The 22,058-nt window shown below is 72.6% G+C and carries 16 protein-coding genes; 8 read left to right on the forward strand and 8 right to left on the reverse strand.

The features are described from left to right. Nucleotides 1–43: 43 nt before the first annotated feature. From ASC99_RS25620 to ASC99_RS25635, 5 genes are read left to right on the forward strand one after another with little or no spacing between them, the layout of a single operon-like run. A complete protein-coding gene (locus ASC99_RS25620; protein WP_057236278.1) occupies nt 44–1,660 on the forward strand; it encodes a TIGR02677 family protein in 1,617 nt (538 codons plus the stop codon). Then, entirely contained in the window at nt 1,660–2,988 is a 1,329-nt protein-coding gene (locus tag ASC99_RS25625; protein ID WP_057236281.1) for a TIGR02678 family protein, read from the forward strand. The genes ASC99_RS25620 and ASC99_RS25625 overlap by 1 nt, the downstream gene beginning before the upstream one ends. After that, the gene (locus tag ASC99_RS41160) at nt 2,985–4,367 is read left to right on the forward strand and encodes a hypothetical protein (protein WP_235583139.1); all 1,383 of its coding nucleotides are present in this window, start codon (nt 2,985–2,987) and stop codon (nt 4,365–4,367) included. The genes ASC99_RS25625 and ASC99_RS41160 overlap by 4 nt, the downstream gene beginning before the upstream one ends. Then, nucleotides 4,310–7,162 (forward strand): TIGR02680 family protein, encoded by a 2,853-nt coding sequence (locus ASC99_RS25630; protein ID WP_235583140.1) that lies wholly within the window; start codon nt 4,310–4,312, stop codon nt 7,160–7,162. Before ASC99_RS41160 ends, ASC99_RS25630 begins: the two co-directional genes overlap by 58 nt. Next, a complete protein-coding gene (locus tag ASC99_RS25635; protein WP_057236284.1) occupies nt 7,159–8,424 on the forward strand; it encodes a TIGR02679 family protein in 1,266 nt (421 codons plus the stop codon). Before ASC99_RS25630 ends, ASC99_RS25635 begins: the two co-directional genes overlap by 4 nt. Before the next feature lie 18 nt (nt 8,425–8,442). Here the strand turns inward: ASC99_RS25635 and ASC99_RS25640 are convergent, their stop codons facing one another. From ASC99_RS25640 to ASC99_RS25675, 8 genes are read right to left on the reverse strand one after another with little or no spacing between them, the layout of a single operon-like run. After that, on the reverse strand, nt 8,443–9,630 hold the full coding sequence (locus ASC99_RS25640) for a M6 family metalloprotease domain-containing protein (protein ID WP_057236286.1): 1,188 nt from the start codon (nt 9,628–9,630) through the stop codon (nt 8,443–8,445). Nucleotides 9,631–9,683: 53 nt separating this feature from the next. Then, nucleotides 9,684–10,844, reverse strand: a complete 1,161-nt coding sequence (locus tag ASC99_RS25645) for a M6 family metalloprotease domain-containing protein (protein ID WP_057236289.1) — start codon at nt 10,842–10,844, stop codon at nt 9,684–9,686. 26 nt (nt 10,845–10,870) lie between these two features. Beyond that, entirely contained in the window at nt 10,871–12,148 is a 1,278-nt protein-coding gene (locus tag ASC99_RS25650) for an alpha/beta fold hydrolase (RefSeq protein ID WP_200948424.1), read from the reverse strand. Further along, complete coding sequence (locus ASC99_RS25655; RefSeq protein WP_057236292.1) at nt 12,145–13,137, reverse strand: ABC transporter ATP-binding protein; 993 nt, start codon at nt 13,135–13,137, stop codon at nt 12,145–12,147. The genes ASC99_RS25650 and ASC99_RS25655 overlap by 4 nt, the downstream gene beginning before the upstream one ends. Further along, nucleotides 13,134–13,958, reverse strand: coding sequence for an ABC transporter ATP-binding protein (locus ASC99_RS25660; RefSeq protein WP_057236296.1), 825 nt, complete (start codon nt 13,956–13,958; stop codon nt 13,134–13,136). The genes ASC99_RS25655 and ASC99_RS25660 overlap by 4 nt, the downstream gene beginning before the upstream one ends. Continuing rightward, complete coding sequence (locus tag ASC99_RS25665; protein WP_057236299.1) at nt 13,955–14,947, reverse strand: ABC transporter permease; 993 nt, start codon at nt 14,945–14,947, stop codon at nt 13,955–13,957. Before ASC99_RS25665 ends, ASC99_RS25660 begins: the two co-directional genes overlap by 4 nt. Further along, on the reverse strand, nt 14,944–15,825 hold the full coding sequence (locus ASC99_RS25670; RefSeq protein WP_057236301.1) for an ABC transporter permease: 882 nt from the start codon (nt 15,823–15,825) through the stop codon (nt 14,944–14,946). Before ASC99_RS25670 ends, ASC99_RS25665 begins: the two co-directional genes overlap by 4 nt. Continuing rightward, on the reverse strand, nt 15,822–17,507 hold the full coding sequence (locus ASC99_RS25675) for an ABC transporter substrate-binding protein (RefSeq protein WP_063857188.1): 1,686 nt from the start codon (nt 17,505–17,507) through the stop codon (nt 15,822–15,824). The genes ASC99_RS25670 and ASC99_RS25675 overlap by 4 nt, the downstream gene beginning before the upstream one ends. A gap of 98 nt (nt 17,508–17,605) precedes the next feature. Here ASC99_RS25675 and ASC99_RS25680 point away from each other — a divergent pair, with 98 nt between their 5' ends. The 3 genes from ASC99_RS25680 to ASC99_RS25690 all read left to right on the forward strand — a co-directional run bounded on the left by ASC99_RS25680 (nt 17,606) and on the right by ASC99_RS25690 (nt 22,055). Then, nucleotides 17,606–18,577: a LysR family transcriptional regulator gene (locus ASC99_RS25680; RefSeq protein ID WP_057236307.1), complete on the forward strand. Its 972-nt coding sequence runs from the start codon at nt 17,606–17,608 to the stop codon at nt 18,575–18,577. Between the two features lie 176 nt (nt 18,578–18,753). Continuing rightward, on the forward strand, nt 18,754–20,103 hold the full coding sequence (locus ASC99_RS25685) for a jacalin-like lectin (protein ID WP_057236311.1): 1,350 nt from the start codon (nt 18,754–18,756) through the stop codon (nt 20,101–20,103). Nucleotides 20,104–20,141: 38 nt separating this feature from the next. After that, nucleotides 20,142–22,055 carry a phosphatase PAP2 family protein gene (locus tag ASC99_RS25690; RefSeq protein WP_057236314.1) on the forward strand — a complete coding sequence of 638 codons (1,914 nt, stop codon included), beginning with the start codon at nt 20,142–20,144 and terminating at the stop codon, nt 22,053–22,055. Nucleotides 22,056–22,058 lie beyond the last annotated feature (3 nt).

Genomic DNA, 22,058 nt, shown 5'->3' on the forward strand with positions numbered 1-22,058 from the left:
CCATCGGAGGGTCATTCGACCAATTGCTGGGGGGTGTGGCGGGGTGGTGCAGGAGACCGGCCGGCCGGCGGGCGCGGAGGCTGCTGGGCCGGGGCCGGAGGAGCAGCTGTGGCAGCGGCTCACCGCGTACACCTACCTCAGTGCGCCGGAGCGGTTGGAGTACGTCGCGCTGATGCGGGTGTTCTGCGCGACCCTGCTCGCCGACCTGGCGGTGCCGGACATCCTGGTGAAGTTGGCCGAGAGCGGGGGCTGGTCGCGGCAGCCCGATGCCGAGACCGTCACCGCCCGGCTCGAGCAGCTGGTGAAGTGGGGCAACCTGCTGCGCAGCACGCACACGGTCAAGGCGGCCAGCATCGCGGAGTACCAGCGTTCGCGGGCGCGTTACCAGCTGTCGAAGCTCGGCGAGCGGGTGCAGCGGGACGCGGACGAGGTGTTGGCGGGAGCGGATGCGGCCCGGGAGGTGAGCAGCGAACTGCTCGCCCTGGTGGACCGCGGGCTGCGCGAGCTGCTGGTGGCGGTGGCCCGGCCCGGCGGGGCGGATGCCCAGGAGGCGCTGGAGAAGATCAGCACACTGTTTGTGCAGTTCGCCGAATTCGCCGACTCGGTCCGGGACTTCTACGCCTATCTGGGCCAGGTGCTGTCGCGCTACGACCTGGACGGCGGCGAGTACCAGGGATTCAAGGAGCTACTGCTGGACTATGTCGAGGCGATCACCGAGGACGTCTCCTTCCGATCGCCGAGGATCGCGGCGAGTCTCGCGGCGCTGTGGCCGGACCTGCCGGGTCTGCTCAAGCGGATCGACGAGCATGCGGTCGGCCTCGGGACGATGGCGACGGCGGTGGAGACGAGGGTGCAGCGCAGCCGGGGGCGGGAGCTGTCGGACTGGGAGGGGCTGCGCGGCTGGTTCGTCGACACTGACGGCCAGGGCAGCCAGGTGGACCAACTGCGGGGCGCCACACTGCGGGCGCTCCAGTCCCTGCTGGCCAACGCCAAGCGGATGCTGCGCTCGGCAACGGGCGAGATGTCCCGCCGCAGGGACCTGCTCCGGCTCGCGGCGTGGTTCGATGCTGCCGATCCCGAGACTGCGCACGACCTGGCGGTGGCCGCCTACGGCCTGTACGGTGCACGCCACTTGGGGGTCGCACCCGATCCGAACGGGACGGTGCCGGCCTACGTGAGTTGGTGGAGCGGCCCCGTGGTCGAGGTGCCGGTGGCGCTGCGGGAGCGCGGGGACCGCGCCCAGCGCGGCCGGAACGCCGCGGTCGAGGACCACTCCACCCAGAAGCTGCGCCTGCTGGACGAAGCACGGGCGCAGGCAGCGGCCCGGCAGGCGGCAGCGGACGAACTGCGCAGTGCCTCGGGCCGGTTCGGGCAGGTCCGGCTGACCTCCGCCGCGATGGCATTGCTGCTGGAGCTGCTCGCCTCTGCGCTCGGCAACGCCCAGCTCCGCAGATCCGCCCGGGGGAGCGATTTCGCCCTGGACGACATCTCCGCAGGTGACGCCGAGTTGGATATCAGGCTGACGGCCCGTCGGGCCGTCGGCAGCGGCTCCGTGCTGCACTCCGTGGACGGTGACCTGCTGGTGGACGACCTGGGCCTGACCCTCAGTCGCTACGCAGGCCCAGGGCACTCGGACGGCTCCGCAGCGGAGCGTGCCTGATGGCGCTTCCCTCCACCCATGACGTCGCGCTGGCCGCCGAGCGGCGCGCGGCGGCCCGACTGCTGCTCGCGCGTCCGCTGGTGCACGCGGACGGGCCGGATGGCGAGACGTTCCTGTTGATCCGCCGTCATGCCGACTGGCTCGGGCCGCGGTTCCAGCAGGTGCTGGGCTACCGGCTGCTGGTGGAGTCCACGTTCGCCAGGCTGTTCAAGGCGGGTCTCGGTCCTGCGGCCGGGCACCGGCTGGTGCGTGCCACGGGCACACCCTTCACCCCGCGTACCTACGCCTGCCTCGCGCTGGCCCTCTCGGCCCTGGTGACCGCCCCTGAGCAGATCCTGCTGTCGCAGCTGGTGGCGGATGTGCGAGCGGCGGCGGTCGACGCGGGTCTGGAGCTCGCCGACACCGGCCGCCAGGCGGAGAAGCGGACGCTGGCGGCCGTGTTCCGGCAGCTGGTCGAGTGGCGGGTGCTGACGGAGGTCGAAGGCAGTGTCGGCTCGGTGACCGAGGAGGCGGGCGGGGAGGCACTGCTGACGGTCGATCGGGAGATCGCCCGCTCGATCACCGCGGGCCCGCTGGCCCAGAGCCGGGACGGCGCCGAGCTGATCAGCCGGGCGGCCGACCCGGGCTTCGGCGGCATCCGGACCTATGTGCGGCGGAGACTGGCGGAGACCCCGGTGGTCCACCTCGACGACCTCACGGCCGGTGAGCGTGAGTGGCTGCGCACCCGCCAGCGTCGGGAGGCCCTGGCGTTCGCCGAACTGCTCGGCCTGGAGGCGGAGATCCGGGCCGAGGGGATTGCCCTGGTCGACCCGGAGGACGAGCTGACCGACCTGCACTTCCCCGGCACGGGGACGGTCGCCCAGGCCGCCCTGCTCTTGGTGGAGCGGCTGGTCCGGCAGCTCCGCCCGGATGACGCGGGCCACCCGGCGACCGGTGGCCGGCTGGTGATCGGGGTGCCGATCCCACCCGGTCTGGTGGACGAGATCCTGGCCGACCTGGTCGAGGAGTACGGCCGCCGGGGCAACTGGCAGCGCGGCTACGTCGAGGACCCGGCGGCGCTGCGTACGGACGTGCTCGACCTGCTGGCCAGAATGCGGCTGGCCGCCCCGGCCGGTCCGGTCCGGGCGGACGGCCGCGGCGTACCCGAGGGGTACGAGGCCGATGCGCCGGACGGTCGGCCGGTCACCGAGGTGCGGGCGGCCCGGGGCCACCCTGGCGGTGGCTGGGTGCTGCTTGCCGCCGCCGCCAGGTACGCCACCACCGTCACCGTCCGGAAGGCCGCCCGGCCGTCGTCCGACACCAGCCCGCAGGGAGAACCGACACCGTGAGCCGTGAACTCGGGACCGCTGGAGCACCGCACGGCTCCGGCCGGTACCGGCTGCACCGGGCCGGCATCCGCAACGTCTGGCAGTACGACGAACAGGAGTTCGCGTTCGGCGACGGGCGGTTGCTGCTGCGCGGCAAGAACGGCGCCGGCAAGTCGAAGGCCCTGGAACTGCTGCTGCCCTACCTCCTGGACGGCGACGCCCGAGCACTCGACGCCACCGGGACCGGCCGGACCACGCTCACCTGGCTGATGCTCGACGGGTTCGAGCAGAACAACCGACTGGGCTACCTGTGGGTGGAGTTCCGCCGCATCGACGGCGAGGGCGAACGGTTCCTGACCCTCGGCGCCGCGATCCGCGCTTCGAAGTCCGCCAACACCGCCAAGCCGTACTTCTTCACCACCACCCTGCGGATCGGCCACGACCTGCAACTGGCGGAAGGCGGACAGCCGCTGCCGCTGGACCGGCTGCGGGCGATTGTCGGCGCCGACCAGGTGCAGGACCGAGCCGCCGACCACCGGGTGCGGGTGGCCCGGGAGTTGTTCGGCATCACCGACAGCTCCCGGTACCGCAACCTGACCCAGCTGCTGCACCGGCTCCGCCGCCCCACCATCGGCGACCGGATCGAGTCGGGTGGCCTGGTCGCGGTGCTGGGAGAGACCCTGCCCGGGCTGGACGAAGAGGTGGTCGACAAGGTCGCACGCAACCTGGACGACCTCGACAACGTCCGGGACGACCTCGGCCGACTGGAGAAGACCGACGCCGCACTCGGCCAGTTCCTCGGCGGCTACCGGGGTTACCTGCACGGCGTGTTGCGCCGCAGGACCGCCCGGGTCGGGGACGAGCTGGGGCGGCTGGGCGAGCGGCGCAAGGCGGCGGGTGACGCCGCGAAGCTGGTCGGCGAGCTGACGGAGGGTGAGGCGGTCGCGGCGGAGCAGTGCGACCGGCTGCACCAGGAGTACGAGGATGCCAAGGCGGAGCTGGAGGCGCTGCGCCTGAGCGCCGGCTACCGCAGCCTGCAGGAGCTGGGCGAGCGCCGGAGTACGGTGGCGGCGCTGCGGACAGCGGCCCACTCCGCCTTCGCCGCCTGGCAGCTCGCTCATGACGCTGCGGAGGCTGCCGGCGGCACGGTGTCGCTCGGAGCCGACCGGGTCGGCAGTGCGCTGCGCCGACTCGGCGCTCAGCACAAGGAGTTGGGCGAATCCGCCGACCGCGCCGGGATCGGCCGGGCCCACCTGGGTGAGGCGGCGGCAGCCCCGGACACCGTGCTGGCGGGCGCCGCCGAGACGGAGGTCACCGATCCGGACGGCGGTGGTCTACAGCCGTGGTCGAGGCCCTCCGCAGCTGGGGCGGCCAACTGGCCGCAGCAGAACCCGTGGTGAGGACCCGTCGGCGGGCGGTCGGTGAACTCGGCGGGCTGCTGGTCCGATCCCGGGAGGCCGCCGAGGCAGCGCGCGAGGCGGATCGCGAGCGGGAGCGCCTCGAAGGCCAGGCCGAGGATGCCGCTGTCGAGACCGAGCGGCAGCGCCGGCTGGTCCTGACCGAAGGTGACTTGTACGTCGCCGAGGTGTCCGCCTGGACGGACCGCCTGGAGAGCCTGGCCGGGGTTGCACTGGCGGCCGTTCGCGCAGTGGTGGCCCGGGACGGGGCGGCGGAGACCGTGTTCGCCGAACGGGCTCTCCCGGCCGAGATCCCGGAGGAGGTGGAGACCGCAGCCGACCAGGCCCTCACCGTCGCGGTCGAGCAGCTGTCGGAGGAGCGCGACAGCGCGCGACTCCAGGTCCACGACCTCTCCGCAGCCATCGCCTCCCTGGCACGGGAGAAGGGCGAGTGGGAGCGGCGCGCGGACCCTGAGCCGCCCCGCTCCCGCTTCCGGGATGCCGAGCGGACTCCGGCCACCGGCGCACCGCTGTACCGGCTGGTCGACTTCGCGGACGGCATACCGGCCGCCGACCAGGCGGGCCTCGAAGCGGCGCTCGAAGCCGCCGGCCTGCTCGACGCCTGGGTGACCGCCGAAGGATCGGCCGTCGACCCGCTGACCCACGACACCGTGCTGGCCCCCGGCGGGGCAGCGGTCTTCGGCCCCACGCTCGCCACCGTGCTGCGTCCCGTCACTGCACCTGGCGGTCCGGTGACGGACCGCCAGGTGGCGGAACTGCTCCGATCGATCGCCCTGGCTCCGCCGGGCACACCGTTCGACCCGGCCGGGTCGAGTGCGGTGAGCCCGGACGGTCGGTGGCGGCTCGGTGCGGCCCAGGGTGCGTACGCCAAATCGCAGGCCGAGTACGTCGGCACCGAGGTCCGGGCCGAGACCCGGCGGCGGCGGATCGCCGAACTCGCCGAACAGGTCCGGGCCGAGCAGGATCGGCTCAGCCGGGCCGAGACCCGGCTGCGAGAACTGACGGACCGTCTCGGCAAGCTGACCGCAGCCCTCCGGGGCCGGCCCAGAGCCCAGGGCCTGACCAACGCCTGGGCCCACCTGACCGCCGCCGAGCGAGCGCAATCCGCTCTCGGCCGGGCCACGGCGGACGCGGCGGGGAACCAGAACCAGGCCAGGGCGGTGAGTTCGGAGGCCCGCAGGCAGGCCGAGGCAGTGGCCACCGCCCACGCCCTGCCGGCCGACCCGGAGGCCCTAGACGCCGTCCGCGACGTCCTGCGTGACCTGGCCACGGGCCTGACCCGGCTCCGTGAGGACGTCCGCTCCGCCGAGGATACGGCCGTCGCCCACGGGGAGGAGCGCCGAGGCTACGAGCGGGCCGGGGCGCGCCTGCTCGATGCGCAGGGCGGGTATCAGCGGCAGCGCGGCGAGCTGACCTCCGCCCGGCGGGCGCTCCGCACCCTGGAGGAGGCCGTCGGCACCTCGGAGCAGCAGCTCCTCGAACAGGAGGAGCGGATCAGCCGTCACCTCGCCGCTGTCTCCGCCGAACTGCCGGAATCCGAGCGGGAGTTGGCGCAGCTCCACGACCGGCGGGTACGCGCCGAACAGGGTGCGGAGGTCAGCCGTTCAGCGCTCGGCACCCAGGAGGCCGAAGTGATCGACTCCGGCCGCGCCCTGCGGACCGCGCTCGCCACTCCCGAGGTGCTACGGGGCGCGGGCCTGGCCGACCGGGCCGCCGAACTGGCCGCCGCCGACCCGGCGCACGAGGACGTACGGGCTCGGCTCAGGGCCCTGCAGGCGCTGACGGAGGTCTGCCGAGCCGCCCTCGACGCCGAACGCCGGGACGTCTCCGGCACCACCCTGCTGAACCGTTTCAACGAGCTGCGCGACCAGCTGGCCGGCGGCTACGACGCAGCCCTGGAAGAACTCGACGGCATCATGGTCTGCCGCCTGGTGGACGACACCGGCCAGCACGACGTCGCCCTGGTCGGCGAGCGGATCGCCGGTCAGGCCGCCGAAGCCCGTTCCCGTCTCACCGAACGCGAACGCGATGTCTTCCAGCGCTTCCTCACCGGCGAACTCGGCGACAACCTGTCCCGTCAAGTCCTCGCCGCAGGCGCCCTGGTGGCGGCGCTCAACGAGACCCTGCGCTCCGTACGCACCTCGCACGGCCTCGGCGTCGAACTCGACTGGCGGCTCGCCGACACCGCGGACGCCGATGTCCGGGCCGCCGTGGAACTCCTGCGCAGCCCGTCCGGCCTGCGCACCCGCGAGCAGTCCGAACAGCTCAGGGAGGTCCTGCAACGGCGGATCGAGGACGCCCGCAGGGCCGAACCCGGGGCCGGCTACACGGCCCACCTGCGGACCGCGCTCGACTACCGCACCTGGTTCACCTTTCAGCCCTGGGTCATCGACGAAGCCGCAGCCGTACGGCGCCGCAAGTTCTCCGGCCGTACCGGCCTGAGCCAGGGGGAGCAGCGCGTGCTCTCCTACCTGGTGCTCTTCGCCGCCGCTGCCGCCCACTTCACCACCCTTGCGGAGTCGGCCCCGCAGGTGCCCAGACTGATCCTGCTCGACGACGCCTTCGCCAAGGTCGACGAACCGACCCACGCCAGGCTCGGCCGGATCCTGGTCGACCTCGACCTGGACTTCGTCCTCACCAGCGAGCGGCTGATGGGGAACTGGCCCGACGTCCCGTCACTCCACATCTACGAGTGCCTGCGCGACCCGAACCACCGGGGCGTCGCAACACTCCACTACACCTGGAACGGCCGCAACCGCCGCCTGGTGAGCGGATGAACCCGGTACCGTCGGCAGCCCTGGACTGGCTGGGGCAACCGGAGCTCGCCAAGCTGTGGGGGGCGGTGCGGGCCCGTCTGGAGCGCAACGGTCTGCAGGTCGGCGGCAGCGTCCGGCTCACCGGCCTCGACGCACCCGAACGAGAGGCGCTCTCGCTGCTCCTCGGCCGCCGGATCGGCCGCCCCGACACCGCCGTCCCGCTGGCCGAGCTGGACACCCGCCTCCGGACCGGCGCGGCCGCCTGCGGCCTGACGGACACGGTCCGGCTGCTCGGCGGTCCGCTCACCGACCGGCCCGCGGCGCGGTCGGCCGCCCAGGCCCGACGCACCGACCTCTGGACCTCGGCGGCCGCGGCGCTGGCCGCCTCACCACTGGCGGAGGCGGACTGGGCCGATCAGTGGCTGACCGAGGTCCGCCGGACCGGCACGCCCGGTCGCCTGCAGCCCGAAGCAGCCAAGAACCTGCTCCAGCAGGCGATCCAGCTGCTCGCTCTCCTCCGGCCCACCGAACAGCAGGCGGTCCCCAGGGGCCGGGGCGAACTCGCCACGCTGGTCACCGGCACCGCGCACGGCCTGGACGACGACACCCTGCTCTCCCGGCTCGTCCTGCGCGGCATCGCCCTTGCCCACGGCGAACCGCCGCCGAGCGACGCCGCCGGGCGGCGAGCCCTGTGGCGGCTCGCCGCCGTCGCCCCTGACGAGGTGTCGAGCACCGTCCTGACGTACGGCCTCCGGCCGGTCGGCGAAGGCTGGCGCGAACGGGCCCTGCGCGAACGCGCGGACCAGCACGCGGAGACCCACCTGACCCTGCGGGACCTGCGATCCCTCGACCTTGCCGGACAGACCCGCACCCGGGTGCACATCTGCGAGAACCCGCACGTCGTCGAGGCAGCGGCCGCCTCGGGCTGCCGAGCCGCGCTGGTCTGCACCTCGGGCAGCGCCGCCACTGTCGTGCTGCTTCTGCTCGACGAACTCGCCGCCGCCGGATGCGAGTTCGCCTACCACGGCGACTTCGACTGGCCCGGCATCGCCCTGGCCAACCGGCTCGTACGGCGATACCGGGCCCGGGCCTGGCGGATGGCGGCCGAGGACTACGAACAACTCGCCACCCACACCCGGGCCCAGGGCAGCCCGCCCCTCCCGCTCTCGGGAACCCCGGTGGAGGCGGCCTGGGACGCAGCGCTCAGGCCCGCCATGACGGCTCTCGGCACCGCCCTGCACGAGGAGTCCGCCCTGCACCTCCTGCTCGCCGACCTGGTCTGACGCCGACGGAGGGGCCTGTCACCAGCGGCTGATCTGGATGCTGTCGCCGTACTGGCCACCGCTGCGGACCGAGATCTGGACCCGGGCGGTCCAGTCGGTGAAGCTCTGGCCCGGGCGGTGGGCGGCCAGGTCGAGTGAGGTGCAGCCGCTCGGCGGGGTGGCGGTCGGGTTGCCGTTGATCACCCGGACCGGGCCGTAGCCGGTCTGCACGGAGGTGTCGACCTTGTAGATCAGCACGCCGGTGGAGCAGGGGTTCGAGTCGGTGTAGGCGGCGCGGCGGGATTCGGCGACGTACGCGGTGGTGGCACTCGTGCGGATCACGGCGATCTTGGTCCCGCCGACGTACTCCACCGCGTTCAGGTCGACGTTGGCCCAGCCGGTGCCGGGCAGGCAGGCGACCTGGCTGTCGTCGATCCAGCCCAGCTTCCAGCCCTCCCAGCCGAGGTACTGCGGGGCCGGGCCGCCGATCTTGCCCATCACGTCCCAGCCGCCGACGTAGGCGTGCTGGTCGGTGCCGGTGAAGGCGTACAGGTCGGGCAGGCCGAAGGTGTGTCCGGTCTCGTGGGCGGCGATCTTCGGGCCCCAGTACCACATGTCCTGACCGAACGTCACCGCCCACTTGATCCGGGTGCCGTCGGCGGTGACGCCCGCGGTGGTGGGGTCGTAGAGGTAGGTCGGGGTGAAGCTGATCGCCGACGCGGACTTGGGCGGGACGATGTAGACCATGTCGTACTGGGAGAAGTCCGTGTACGGGTCGGCGGCCGCAACGGCGTCTCGGACGTACACCTCGTGCTGCTCGAAGCTGATGCCGCGTTGGAAACCGTAGAAGGTGGACTGCTGGGGCATCCGGAGCCAGCGGTTGAGCGGGGTGACGGCCAGCCAGGTGCGGCCGTAGGAGGCGTTCCACAGCCAGTCGGCCGCGGGGGCGAGCTGGGCGGAGTACGTGGAGGTGGGGCCGTCGGCGGGGGCGTCGGCGAAGTCGACGAAGAGGGTCAACACGCGCTTGGTGCCCAGTGGTTGCTGGAACTGGGTGCGGTCGGTGTAGTGGCCTTCGTCGGTCCAGCCGGTGGTGCCGGACAGGGCGCAGGACGACGCCTGGGTGGTGGCGGCGGCCGCACGGTCGGCGGGGGCGACGAGCAGGATGAGCAGGCCGGCCAGGGCCAGCAGGGCGGCGAGCGGACGGGCGGCTCTGGTGGGGGATCGCATGGGTGTACCTCCTGGGGGAGAGGGTGGGATACGGGTTCGCGTCGGGGCACCGCTCAGCCGTGGGGAAGCCCGGTGTCGCCCAGCGGTCCCCGGCTCCGGACGTCGATCCGGACCCCGGTGGCGGGGTCGGTGAAGGACTGCCCGGGCCCGAGGGCGGCCAGGTCGAGCGGCGTGCAGCCGGCCGGCGGGGTGGCGGTCGGGTTGCCGTTGACGACCTGCACCGGGCCGTAGCCGGTCTGGACGGAGGTGTCGACCTTGTAGATCAGCACGCCGGTGGAGCAGGCGCCGGCGTCGCCGCCGACGGCGCGGCGGGACTCGGCGACATACGCGGTGGTCTCGCCGGTGCGGATCACCGCGATCTTGGTGCCGCTGGGGCGTTCGACGGCGTGCAGGCGGACGGTGCGGCTGCCCGCCGTCGGCAGACAGGCCACCTGGTGGTCGTCGATCCAGCCCAACTTCCAGCGCTCCCAGCCCAGCTGCTGCGGCGCCGGGCCCGAGATCAGGCCCATCAGGTCCCAGCCGCCGACGTAGCGGTGGTAGTCGGCGCCGGTGAAGGCGTACAGGTCGGGCAGCCCGAAGGTGTGTCCGGTCTCGTGCGCGGCGACCTTGGGGCCCCAGCGGTACATGTCCTGACCGAACGTCACCGCCCACTTGAGCCGCTTGCCGCCCACCACGATGCCGGCGGCGGCCGGGTCGTACAGGTAGGTGGGCGAGAAGCTGATCGCGGAGGCCGACCTGGTCGGGACGACGTAGACCATGTCGTACCGGGCGAGATCGGTGTACGGGGCGGCGGCCTCCACCGCCTGGCGGACGTACAGCTCGTGCTGCTCGAAGGTGATGCCGCGGTCGAAGCCGTAGGAGGTGGAGTCCTGCGGCATGTGCAGCCACTGGTTCAGCGGGGTGATCTCGAGGCGGGTCCGGCCGTACGAGGCCTCCTTCAACCAGTCGGCTGCCGGGGCGAGTTGGTGGTAGTAGTCGGCGAACTCGCCGGTGGCCGGGGCGTCGGGGAAGTCGACGTGGAGCATCAGTACGCGCTTGGTGCCGACCGCCTGCTGGAACTGCGTGCGGTCGGTGTCGTGGCCCTCGTCGGTCCAGCCGGTCCGCCCGGGCAGGGCGCAGGCGGCGGAGGAGGGGGAGGGAGTGGCAGCGGCCGGGACGGCCGTTGCCAACGGGAGGGCCAGGGCGAGGGCGGCGGTGAGGGAGCGGAGTCGCATGGGGTCTCCTTGACGGTGAGGGGGCGTCAGAGCCGGTCGGCGGCGAGGTCCATCAGGCGGGTGAGGACACGGTCGCCGGAGGCGGTCACGCCGTCGTGCTCCCACTCGTTGGTGACCCAGGCCCGGAGTGAGCCGACCGAGCGGGCGGTGCGCAGCGACAACTCGGCGTCCACGTACATGTCGTCGTGGTAGACGGCGGCGGCCACCGGTACCCGGTTGGCGGCGAGCCGGGCCGGGTCGTAGAGGTCGGGCCAGTCGGTGCGCTGGGCGAGCAGCTCGACCGCTTCGGCGAACGGGCGCAGGTTGGTGATGTCGCGGAACATCCAGGGGTAGATCATTTCGCCGGTGAGCAGCAGCGGGTCGGCCTCCTCGGCGAACTCGGGGTGGGCGCTCAGGGCCCGGATGGCGGCCCAGCCGGTGGCGCTGCCGGGCCGGCCGTAGATCGACTCCTGGAGGGCGGCGAACAGCGGGTTGTCGGTGAACCCGGTCAGCTGGGCCACCTGGTGCAGGAAGGTGGCGGAGGGCTCGCCGTCGGCGTCGAGGGCCTCGTCCAGCAGCCAGTGCAGGCGGGCGGAGCCGTCGCCCATACCGAGTAGCAGGCCGAGGGTACGCAGCCGGCGGACGGTCAGCCGGTCGCCGTCGGGGAGGTGGACCGGGTGGCGGCCCAGCAGGTCGGCGATCCGCCGGATCAGCTCGCGGTCGCCGGGGTGGCGGGCGTAGTGGGCGGCGACCTTGTCGCGCACCCGGGGGTAGGTGGCGGCGTACACGTCGTCGGCGGTGGTGCCGAGACCGGGCAGGCCGCCGGTGACGTAGCAGGCGCGCAGGCCCTCGGGCGCGTGGGAGAGATAGCTGAGGGTGACGAAGCCGCCGTAGCTCTGACCGAGCGTCTCCCAGGGTTCGTCGCCGCAGAGCTGACGCCTGATCAGCTCCGCGTCGGCGACGATCGAGTCGGCCCGGAACAGGGCGAGGTGGTCGGCCAGCCGCCGGGGGGTGCGGAAGCGGGCCGCCGTGCGGGCCGTGACGGGGGTGGAGCGGCCGGTGCCGCGCTGGTCGAGCAGCAGCACCCGGTGGGTTTTCAGGGCGTGGCCGAGCCAGCCGCCGGTGGCGTTCAGCGGGCGCGGCGACTTCCCGCCGGGGCCGCCCTGGAGGTAGAGCAGCCAGGGCAGGTGGTCCGCCGCCCGGGCCGGGTCGGCGAGCGCCCGGGCGAAGACGTCGATCGTCGCTCCGCCGGGGTCGGCGTGGTCGAGCGGCACGGTGAAGACGCGGTCGGTCACGGCGAGGCCGGGCAGGCTGTTCAGGATCACTGGACGAACTCCGGTCTGTGCTGGTCGTTCCCCTCGTTCCACTCGGGGAAGTGGCAGGCAACTTCGTGCCCGGGGCGGAGCACCCGCAGCACCGGCCGCTCGGCCGCGCAGCGGTCGGCCGCCTTCGGGCAGCGGGTACGGAAACGGCAGCCGCTGGGCGGGTCGAGCGGGCTGGGCAGGTCGCCGCGGAGCACGATCCGTTCGCGGGTCCGCTCGGTGTCCGGATCGGGCAGCGGCACCGCCGACAACAGGGCGCGGGTGTACGGGTGGGCGGGGGTGGCGAAGAGGGTGTCGCGGTCGGCGGTCTCGACCACCGAGCCCAGGTACATCACCGCGATCCGGGTGCTGATCTGCCGTACGGCGCCGAGGTCGTGCGCGATGAACAGGTAGGCGAGGCCGTACTCGTCCTGGAGGTCCTTGAGCAGGTTGAGGATCTGGGCCTGCACCGAGACGTCGAGCGCGGAGACCGGTTCGTCGCACACCACCAGCTTCGGCCGGAGCGCCAACGCCCGGGCGATGCCTATGCGTTGGGCCTGCCCGCCGGAGAACTCGTGCGGGTGGCGGTCGGCATGTTCGGGTCGCAGGCCGACCCGTTCCAGCAGCCGTTCCACCGGCTCGTCGGGTGTCAGCCCCTGGTACCGGAACGGCGAGGCGAGGATCTGACGGACGGTCTGCCGGGGGTTGAGCGAGGAGAACGGGTCCTGGAACACCAGTTGGAGTTCGCGGCGCAGCGCCGGGTCGTCCGGTGCCTCCAGGTCCCGCCCGGCGAACCGGACGGTGCCCGAGCTGGGCCGCTCAAGACCGGTGAGCAGCCGGGCCACCGTGGACTTGCCGCAGCCGGACTCGCCGACCAGGCCGAGGGTCTCGCCAGGGTCGACCCGCAGCGAGACGCCGTCGACGGCGGTGACGTGCCCGGCGAGCCGCCGGGTGAGGCCGTGCCGTACCGGGAAACGCTTGACCAGGTCGCGCGTTTCGAGCAGGGCGGTCATACCGTCGCCTCCAGGGTGGGCAGCCGGTGGGGGAGCGGCCCGTCGATGCGCGGCACGCAGGCGAGCAGGCCACGGGTGTACGCCTGCTGCGGCCGGTGGAAGACCTCGCGGACGGTGCCGCGTTCGACCGCCCGCCCCTGGTGCATCACCACCACCTGGTCGGCCAGCCCGGCGACCACGCCCATGTCGTGGGTGATCAGCATGATCGCGGTGCCGGCCTCCCGGCGCAGCTCGCGCAGCAGGTCCAGGATCTGCGCCTGGACGGTGACGTCGAGCGCGGTGGTCGGCTCGTCGGCGATCAGCAGGTCGGGCTCCAGGCAGAGCGCCATCGCGATCATCACGCGCTGCCGCATCCCGCCCGAGAACTCGTGCGGATAGGCCCGGGCCCGCCGTTCGGGCTCGGGGATGCCGACCCGCTCCAGCATCCGGACGGCGACCTTGTGGGCCTCCCGCCGTCCGGCCCGGTGGTGCGCCCGATAGGCCTCGGCGATCTGGAAGGCGACCGAGTAGTAGGGGTTGAGGCAGGACAGCGGGTCCTGGAAGACCATCGCGATCCGGTCGCCGCGCAGCCGGCGCAGTGAGCGCTGGTCGAGGGTGGTCAACTCCTGGCCGTCGAAACGGATTTCACCGCTCACGGTGGCACCCTGGAGCAGCCCGAGCACGGCCAGGCTGGTGACGGACTTGCCGCTGCCGGACTCGCCCACCACGCCGAGCACCTGACCGGCACTCAGCTCCAGGTCGAGTCCGTCGACAGCGCGGACACTTGCGTGGGCGCCGGAGCGGAAGTCCACCGTCAGGTCACGTACGGTCAGCAGGCTCATCCCACCGCCCTCACTCTCGGGTCGAGCACGGCGTAGACCAGGTCGACGGCCAGGTTGGCGAGCACCACGAAGGCGGCGGCGAACAGCGTCACGCCGAGGATCACCGGCTGGTCCGCGCCGGCGATGGCGTCGGCCGCGAGCTTGCCGACGCCGGGCAGACCGAACACCGACTCGGTGATCAGGGCGCCGCCGAGCAGCGCGCCGAGGTCCATGCCGAAGATCGTCACGATCGGCATCAGCGCGGGCCGCAGCGCGTGCCTGCGCACCACGGTGCGCTCCGGCAGCCCCTTGGCCCGGGCGGTGCGCACGTAGTTCTGGCCGAGGCTGTCGAGCATCTCGCCCCGGGTGATGCGGGCGTACACCCCGGCATAGAGCATCGCCAGGGTGATCCAGGGCATCACCATGGACTGCGCCCAGCCGGCCGGGTCCTCGGTGAACGGGACCGCCTGGGGGTAGGGCAGCAGCCGGAGTTGGACGACCAGCAGGTACTGCAGCACCAGGGCGGTGAAGTAGATCGGCAGCGAGATCCCGCCGAGTGCGGCGGTCATCGCGGCGCGGTCCCACACGCTACCGCGCCGCAGCGCGGACACCACGCCTGCCGCCACGCCGACCGCCAGCCAGAGCACGGCCGCGCCGAGCGCGATCGAGATGCTGACGGGCAGTCGGTTGGTGAGCAGGTGCCAGACCGGCTGACTGGTCTGGAAGCTGAACCCCAGACAGGGAAACGGGCACTGCACGGCGTGCTCGCCCGTGCCGTACGTCCGGCCGGAGACGATGCCGCCCAGGTAGTCCCAGAACTGGACCGGCGGGGAGCGGTCCAGCCCCAGGGTGGTGCGGATCTCGGCGATCCGCTCCGGGCTGCACGCCTTGCCGCAGGCGCCCTGGGCCGGATCGGCGGGCATCAGGTAGAAGATCGAGAAGGTGATGGCGCAGATCACCACCAGGATGGCCGCGGTGACGGCCAGTCTGCGCAGCAGGTAGAGGATCATCGTCGCTGGCTCCGGGGGTCGAGCGCATCGCGCACCGCGTCGCCCAGCACGTTGAAGGCGAGCACGGTGGCGAACAGGAAGGCGCCGGGGATGAGGAAGTAGACGGGGTCGGCGGCGTACCAGGGCACGGCGGCGGCGATCATCTGCCCCCAACTCGGCGTCGGCGGTTGCACGCCCACGCCGAGGAAGGACAGTCCGGCCTCGGTGGCGACGCAGGCCGGGATCGACATGGTCGCCACCACCAGCACCGGGCCGGTCAGGTTGGGCAGCACCTCGCGCAGCAGCAGGGCCTGCCGGGAGGCGCCGAGCACCCGGGCCGCCGCCACGAACTCGCCCCGGGCGAGCACCATCGCCTGCCCGCGCACGATCCGGCCGACGTACGGCCAGCCGAAGAACCCGAGCACCACCACCAGCAGCAACCGGCGGTCCGCGCCGGGCGCGGCCGAGATCAGCGCGATCATGAAGATCAGGCCGGGGAAGGACATCAGCAGGTCCATCAGACGGCCGATCACGGTGTCGGCCCAGCCGCCGAGGAAGCCGGCCAGCAGGCCGAGCGTGGTCCCCAGCAGCACCGACAGCGCGGTGGCGAGTACGGCGATCAGCAGCGAGACCCGCGCGCCGTACACCACCCGGGTGAGCACGTCCCGGCCGTTCACCGGCTCCACGCCGAGCCAGTGCTCGGCGCTGATCCCGCCCGCCGCGCCGCGCGGCAGGCCGCCGAGCGCGGAGTCCACCGCCTCGCCGTGGAACTCGGTGGGTGAGTTGCCGGTGAGCCAGCCGACCAGCGGGGCGGCGAGTGCGGCCAGCACCAGCAGGGCCACCACGGCCAGCGCGAGCGCCGCCGAGCGCTGGGCCAACAGCCTTCGCAGGACGGTCACTTGCGCAACCCCAAGGAGACCAGGTCGAGCCGGCCGACGAAGGCGGTGTGCCCGTACGCCCCGGTGACGTTCGGCCCGATCAGGATGGCGGCCTTGTCCCAGAGGAAGGGCACCACGGGTGCGTCCTTCATGATCCGCTTGGCCAGTTCGCCGTACGCCGCCTGCGCGGCGGCGGGGTCGCCCATCGCGCTGATCTCGTCCAGGCGCTTGTTGACCTCGGCGGAGTCGTACTGGGCGCGGTTGTTGTTGCCCTCACTGGTGATCTGCCGGCCGTCGAACAGGATCGGCAGGTAGGTCGAGGCACCCGGCCAGTCCGGGGTCCAGCCGTCGATCACCAGGTCGTGCTGGCGGGCCGGGCTGCCCACGGTGGAGTAGAACGCCGAGGAGCTGATCTCGTTGATCTTCACGGTGATCCCGGCCCGGGCCAGCGAGGCCTGCACCGCCTCGCCCTGCGCCTTGCCGCCCGCCGTGGCCGGGGTGTCGAGGGTGAGCACCACTCCGGAGGCGTGCCCGGCCTCGGCCAGCAGTGCCTTGGCCTTCGCCGGATCGCCCTTGCCGTCCTGGCTCGGGTACGGGTCCTCGGCGGCGTGACCGGGCAGGTTGGGCGGCAGCAGGGTGGTGGCCAGGTCGCCCGCGATCGGGCCACCCCGGGTGGTGCGCAGGGCGTCCCTGTCCAGCGCGTACGCGATGGCCTGCCGGACCCGGAGGTCGTCCAGCGGCTGGTGCTTGGTGTTCATGCTGAGGAACCGGGTGTTGATCGACTCCCCGGTGACCAGCCGCTGCTTGAGCTGAGGGTCGTTCAGCACCCGGCCGACCGAGGCCGGACCGATCGGCTCCAGCCCGACCGCGTCCGCGTCCGGGCCCTGACCGGCGATCAGCCGCTGGTCCAGCACGGCCGGGTCGAGGTTGAGGTCGATCACCACCTGGTCGGGCAGGCCCTTGCGGACGGTGTCGGTGGCCGGATCCCAGGAGGTGTTGCGGACCAGGGTGAGCTGCTTCTTGGGTTCGAACTTGTCGATCTTGTACGGGCCGGAGGAGAACGGGCGGTTGTCGTAGCCGACGCCGGTGTCCTTGTCCTGCGGTACCGGGGCGAACATCGGCAGCGACACGGCCGAACCGAAGTCGGACACCGGGCGGTTGAGCTTGAAGACAATGGTCCGGTCGTCCGGCGCCTCGATCGAGGCCAGCCCGGCCGGGTTCTGGTACGGGCCCTTGTACGCCTCGCCGCCGGCCAGCCAGAGCCGGGCGTACGGCGGGCCCTCGGGCAGCTCGGCGGCGAAGGTCCGCTCGACCCCGTACTTGACGTCCTTGCTGGTGACGGGCCGTCCGTCCTCGTACTTCACACCCTCCTTGAGGGTGAAGGTCCAGGTCTTCGCCCCGTCGCTGGGGCGGCCGGTGTCGGTCGCCAGGTCCGGCACGATCTTGCCGCCGGCCTGGCCGGGGGCGGGCGCGAAGGTCGTCAGCGTCCGGTAGATCAGCCGGCCGACGTCCTGACTGGACGTCACGTACGCGCGGGCCGGGTCGAGGTGCTCCAGGTCGATGCTCGACAGCACGTGCAGCGTGCCGCCGCGCACCGCTGCGGTATCCCCGGCGGGGCCGGTGCCGTTCGAGGCCGTACAGGCCGCCGTCGACAGCAGCCCGAGTGCCGCACCCAAGGCCAGGCGAGCCCTTTTTGTTCTCATTGTCGCCACTCCTATGTCATATGACATTTCACATGTGGGACAAGATTGGGGGCTGGCAGACCCTTCCGGGAGCTCTCACCGCTCCATAACATCTCGTTATGGAGCTCGAACTACGCCACCTGCGGATCATCTGCGCCATCGCCGAGTCCGGGAGTCTCAGCCGGGCCGCCGCCGCCCTGCGCCTCAGCCAGCCGGGGCTCAGCGCCCAGCTGCGCCGGATCGAGACCATGCTCGGCGGCCCGCTCTTCGACCGCCGGCCCTCGGGGGCCGTGCCGACGGCCTTCGGCGAGGTGGTACTGGCCCGGGCTCGCGCTGTGCTGCCCACCATCGACGACCTGGTCAGCGCCTCCGCGCTCGCCGCCCGTGCCGGCGCGCCCGTGCCGCAGCTCAGGCTCGGCTCCGTCAATGCCCCGCTGCTGGGCGGGCTGATCACCGCCCTGAAGATCCATCACCCCGCCGCCCGGATCGTCTCCCGGGGCCACGGCTCGTCCCCGCCGCTGGTCGACGACATCGCCAACGGCCGCCTCGATGCCGCCGTGGTCGGCGACAGCCCTGGCTACGAACTGGCCCCCTGCTCCGCCGTCAACCTCCACCCGATCGCCACCGAGCCGCTCTTCGTCGCCCTGCCCGCCGACCACCGGCTGGCCGAGCAGGCGGAGGTCACACTGGGCGAGCTCTCCGACGAGGACTGGGCCTCCCCGCGCCCCGACGACGACCGGATCCGTGAGTACTGGTCCACCACCCTGCTGGCGACCGGGCACCGGATGCGCACCGTCCACGAGGTGGAGGGGCGGCTGCTGCTCGAACTGGTCCGCGGCGGCCACGCGGTGAGCCTGTGTCAGGCCACCTTCGAGGAACTGCCGGGCATCGCGGTCCGCCCCATCGCCGGTGACCCGCTCTGGTACCGGCACCTGCTCGCCTGGCACTCAGCCGGCCCGCTGGCCCATCTGGGCCCGGAGCTGATTCACCACGTCGCCGAGGCCCAGCGGACCGCCGCCGCCCGCAGCCCGGCCTACCAGCGCTGGCTGCGCAGCCACCGGGCCGAGCCGCCTGCTCGCTCCGTTGGGTAGGAGAACACTCTGTTAACGCTCACATAATCTTTGCCCGATCGGCTCGCGATCGACGATGAATGCGCAGGTCAGAGGCCTGATGGCAGCTCAAGGGCGGTGTTGACGTGCTCAGTTGGCGCCCATAGCCTCCCGGTGGCCGGTTCCCCGCCCGCCCCGCGCCTCCGATCGGAGCACCGATGTCATCGCCCCGCCGCACGCTCGCCTGCACCCTGCTCGCTGCCACACTCGGCCTCGCCGCCGCCCCGGCCGCACGTGCCGAGACCGCTCCCGCTCCTGCCTCCGGGTCCTTCTCGGTGCTGACCTACAACGTCGCCGGGCTGCCCGAGGTGCTGTCCAGTGCGTCCAGTGACCGGGCCGGCAGCACCACCGCGATCGGCCAACGCCTCGGCCCGTACGCGATCGTGAACGTGCAGGAGGACTTCAACTACCACGCCGCGCTGTACGCCGCCGACACCAGCCACCCCTACCGGACCCCGACCAGCGGCGGGGCGGGCATCGGCAGCGGCCTCAACACGCTATCCCAACTCCCGTATGACACCGATGACTTCGAGCGGGTGAAGTGGGACAACTGCTACATCGGCTCAGGCGACTGCCTCACCCCCAAGGGCTTCAGCTTCCTCCGGGCCCGCCTTGCCGAGGGTGCCTACCTGGACGTCTACAACCTGCACACCGACGCCGGTACCGACAGCGGCGACCTCGCCGCCCGGGCCGCCAACCTGGCCCAACTCTCCTCCTTCGTGCGGAGTCACTCGGCCGGGAACGCCGTCCTGGTGATGGGCGACACCAACACCCGATACACCCGGGCCGACGACACCATCGGCGCCTTCGTCGCAGAGAATCAACTCACCGATTCCTGGGTCCAGTTGGAGCGTGGCGGGATCGCTCCCGCACCCGGCGCCCCGGCGCTGCTGTGCGACGAGAAGGCGGTCACCGACACCTGCGAGGTGGTCGACAAGGTGCTCTACCGGGGCAGCAGGCAGGTCTCGCTCGCCGCGACCTCGTACACCAACAAGCACGCCGACTTCGTGAACGCCGAGGGCGCGATGCTCTCCGACCACTTCCCGATCGCGGTTGGCCTGAGCTGGAGCGAGAACCCGGACTACCGCGGCTCCGAGCAGTTCGGCGGCCCGCACGGCGACTACTTCAACGACGTGGTGAGCATCGCGCCCGCCGCCCGGGTCAGCACCCTCCGCCTGCGTGGCGGCTCCCGCCTTGACCAGGTCGGCCTCACGCTCGTCGGCGGCAGCACGCTCACGCACGGCGGTACCGGGGGTACGGGTACTGAACTCACCCTCGGCAGCGGTGAGTTCCTGAGCTCCGTCGAGTTCTGCCAGGGCTCGTACAGCGGGCACACCCGGATCTTCCGCGCGAAGTTCACCACCAACCTGGGCCGGACGCTCGCCTCAGGGAGCTCGACCTCCGACTGTGTCACCCGTACGGCACCCGCCGGCTGGCAGATCGCCGGATTCACCGGCCGGGCCGGTGGCGAGGTGGACAAGCTCGGGCTGATCTACACCCAGCGCTGACGCTCCCTCAACTTCCTGCCACACCACGAGAAACGACCATGACGAATCTGAACACCATGGACCGGCGCGGCTTCCTGCGCACCTCGGCGGGCACCTCCGCCGCCCTGCTCGCCGCTCCCACCGCCTTCGGCTGGCTGGCCAACCCGCAGAAGGCGTCCGCCGCTACGGCGCCCGCGTTCGTGGACGCGTACACGACGAACACGATGGCCGACCTCACCCCGTCCGGCAACGCGGCCGTCCGCATCCTCGGCGGGATGAGCCAGGTCTGGCAGACCGGGAAGGCCTGGAACACCGGCACCCCGCTGATGCCCGACCTGCTGCGGGCCAACCTGCGGTACTGCGCCCGGGTCACCGCGGAGCGTACCGACGCCCAGGCGCGCGAGGCGTTCCTGATCGACCGTCAGCACCAGAGCTACTCCGTCATCGCCGGGCTCGGCCCGCTCGCGGAGTTGTACCGGAGCGGCGCCAAGGCCGTCACCGGCATCACCGAAGCACCCGACGGGACCCCGGCGGGCACCGTCAGTGACACCCTCCCGGCCGGGGCACCGCCCGGTTCCGCACTCGGCGCGGGCTCGGTCGACTCCGAACTCGGCCAGGTGGTCCGGCTGGTGAACGCGGTGCGCGGCCCATCCGCCTCGGGCAACCCCGGCAAGTACGCCTACCAGTACCCGCGCCCCTGGCGGATGACCGAGGACAGCGCCGTCGTGGAGACGGGTGCCACGGACGGCTTCGGCTTCCCCGTGTACCGCTCCGAGGTGATCGTCGCCCCGCAGCTGCTCCGCCAGCGCAACCTCTCGCCGACGGACGACGGCGGCTACCCGAGCGGTCACACCAACGCGCTCCACCTGGCCGCGCTCGCGCTCGCCTACGCGGTGCCGGAGCGCTTCCAGGAGCTGGTCACCCGGGCCTTCGAGTCGAGCCACACCCGGATCGTCTCGGGCATGCACTCCCCGGTGGACGTGATCGGCGGCCGGGTGCTGGCCACCGCGCTGGCCGCCGCCGCGCTCGCCGATCCGGCCAACGCCGCGCTCAAGACGGCCGCCCGCGCCCAGGCGGCGGCCTGGTTCCAGGCCCGGACCGGCTGCACCGCCGACACCCTGTACGCCTACGCCCACTCGGCCGCCCCTGACCGCGACCCGTACGCCGACCGGGAGGCCAACGGCGAGGCGGTCCGGTCCCGGCTCACGTACGTGCTGCCGCGCCGGGGACGCGCGGTGCCGATGACCGTGCCGAAGGGCGCCGAGGTGCTGTTGGAGACCCGGCTGCCGTATCTCGACGCTGCCCAGCGCCGCGAGGTGCTGCGCACTACGGCGCTGCCGTCGGGCTACGTCCTGCTGGACGGCCCCGAGTCGTGGGGGCGGCTGAACCTGTTCGCCGCCGCCGATGGTTACGGTGCCTTCGACAGCGATGTGAGCGTCCAACTCGACGCGGGCAAGGGCGGGTTCGCGGCGGCCGACAGCTGGCGCAACGACATCGACGGCCCCGGCGGCCTGACCAAGCTGGGCACCGGCTCGCTCACCCTCACCGGCACCAACCGGTACACGGGCGCGACGGTCGTCCGGGAGGGTCTGCTGACGGCGGCCTCGCGTGACGCGCTCGGCCGGGGTGACATGCAACTGCGCGGCGGCACCCTGAGGTTGGACCAGGCGAGGGGTTCGGTGCGGGTGCGGGGCGACTACCTGCAGGCGGCCGGCGGCACGCTTTCGGTGACGCTCCGTCAGGACCGTGACCCGGCCCTGCGGGTGGCCGGGCGGGCGGTCCTGGAGACCGGCAGCACGCTCGTCCTGCGGCTCGGCGGTTGGGCCCCGGAGCGGGACGAGTGGACGGTGCCGGTCCTCGAAAGCCGGTCTCTCCGTGGCGAGTTCGCCGCCGTGGTGGTCGAGGCGGAGGGCTACCGGGCCACGCCGCTGCACACCCACCACGGCCTCGCCGTCCGCCTCACCCGCTGCTGACCG

This window comes from Kitasatospora sp. Root107 (genome assembly GCF_001424875.1).
GTDB lineage: Bacteria > Actinomycetota > Actinomycetes > Streptomycetales > Streptomycetaceae > Kitasatospora.

What these genes read in the sequence shown, in the direction of transcription:
- ASC99_RS25625 (WP_057236281.1), top strand. Translation starts at nt 1,660, where the DNA reads ATGGCGCTTCCCTCCACCCATGACGTCGCGCTGGCCGCCGAGCGGCGC.
- ASC99_RS25635 (WP_057236284.1), top strand. Translation starts at nt 7,159, where the DNA reads ATGAACCCGGTACCGTCGGCAGCCCTGGACTGGCTGGGGCAACCGGAG.
- ASC99_RS25640 (WP_057236286.1), bottom strand. Translation starts at nt 9,630, where the DNA reads ATGCGATCCCCCACCAGAGCCGCCCGTCCGCTCGCCGCCCTGCTGGCC.
- ASC99_RS25645 (WP_057236289.1), bottom strand. Translation starts at nt 10,844, where the DNA reads ATGCGACTCCGCTCCCTCACCGCCGCCCTCGCCCTGGCCCTCCCGTTG.
- ASC99_RS25655 (WP_057236292.1), bottom strand. Translation starts at nt 13,137, where the DNA reads ATGACCGCCCTGCTCGAAACGCGCGACCTGGTCAAGCGTTTCCCGGTA.
- ASC99_RS25660 (WP_057236296.1), bottom strand. Translation starts at nt 13,958, where the DNA reads ATGAGCCTGCTGACCGTACGTGACCTGACGGTGGACTTCCGCTCCGGC.
- ASC99_RS25665 (WP_057236299.1), bottom strand. Translation starts at nt 14,947, where the DNA reads ATGATCCTCTACCTGCTGCGCAGACTGGCCGTCACCGCGGCCATCCTG.
- ASC99_RS25675 (WP_063857188.1), bottom strand. Translation starts at nt 17,507, where the DNA reads ATGAGAACAAAAAGGGCTCGCCTGGCCTTGGGTGCGGCACTCGGGCTG.
- ASC99_RS25680 (WP_057236307.1), top strand. Translation starts at nt 17,606, where the DNA reads ATGGAGCTCGAACTACGCCACCTGCGGATCATCTGCGCCATCGCCGAG.
- ASC99_RS25685 (WP_057236311.1), top strand. Translation starts at nt 18,754, where the DNA reads ATGTCATCGCCCCGCCGCACGCTCGCCTGCACCCTGCTCGCTGCCACA.
- ASC99_RS25690 (WP_057236314.1), top strand. Translation starts at nt 20,142, where the DNA reads ATGACGAATCTGAACACCATGGACCGGCGCGGCTTCCTGCGCACCTCG.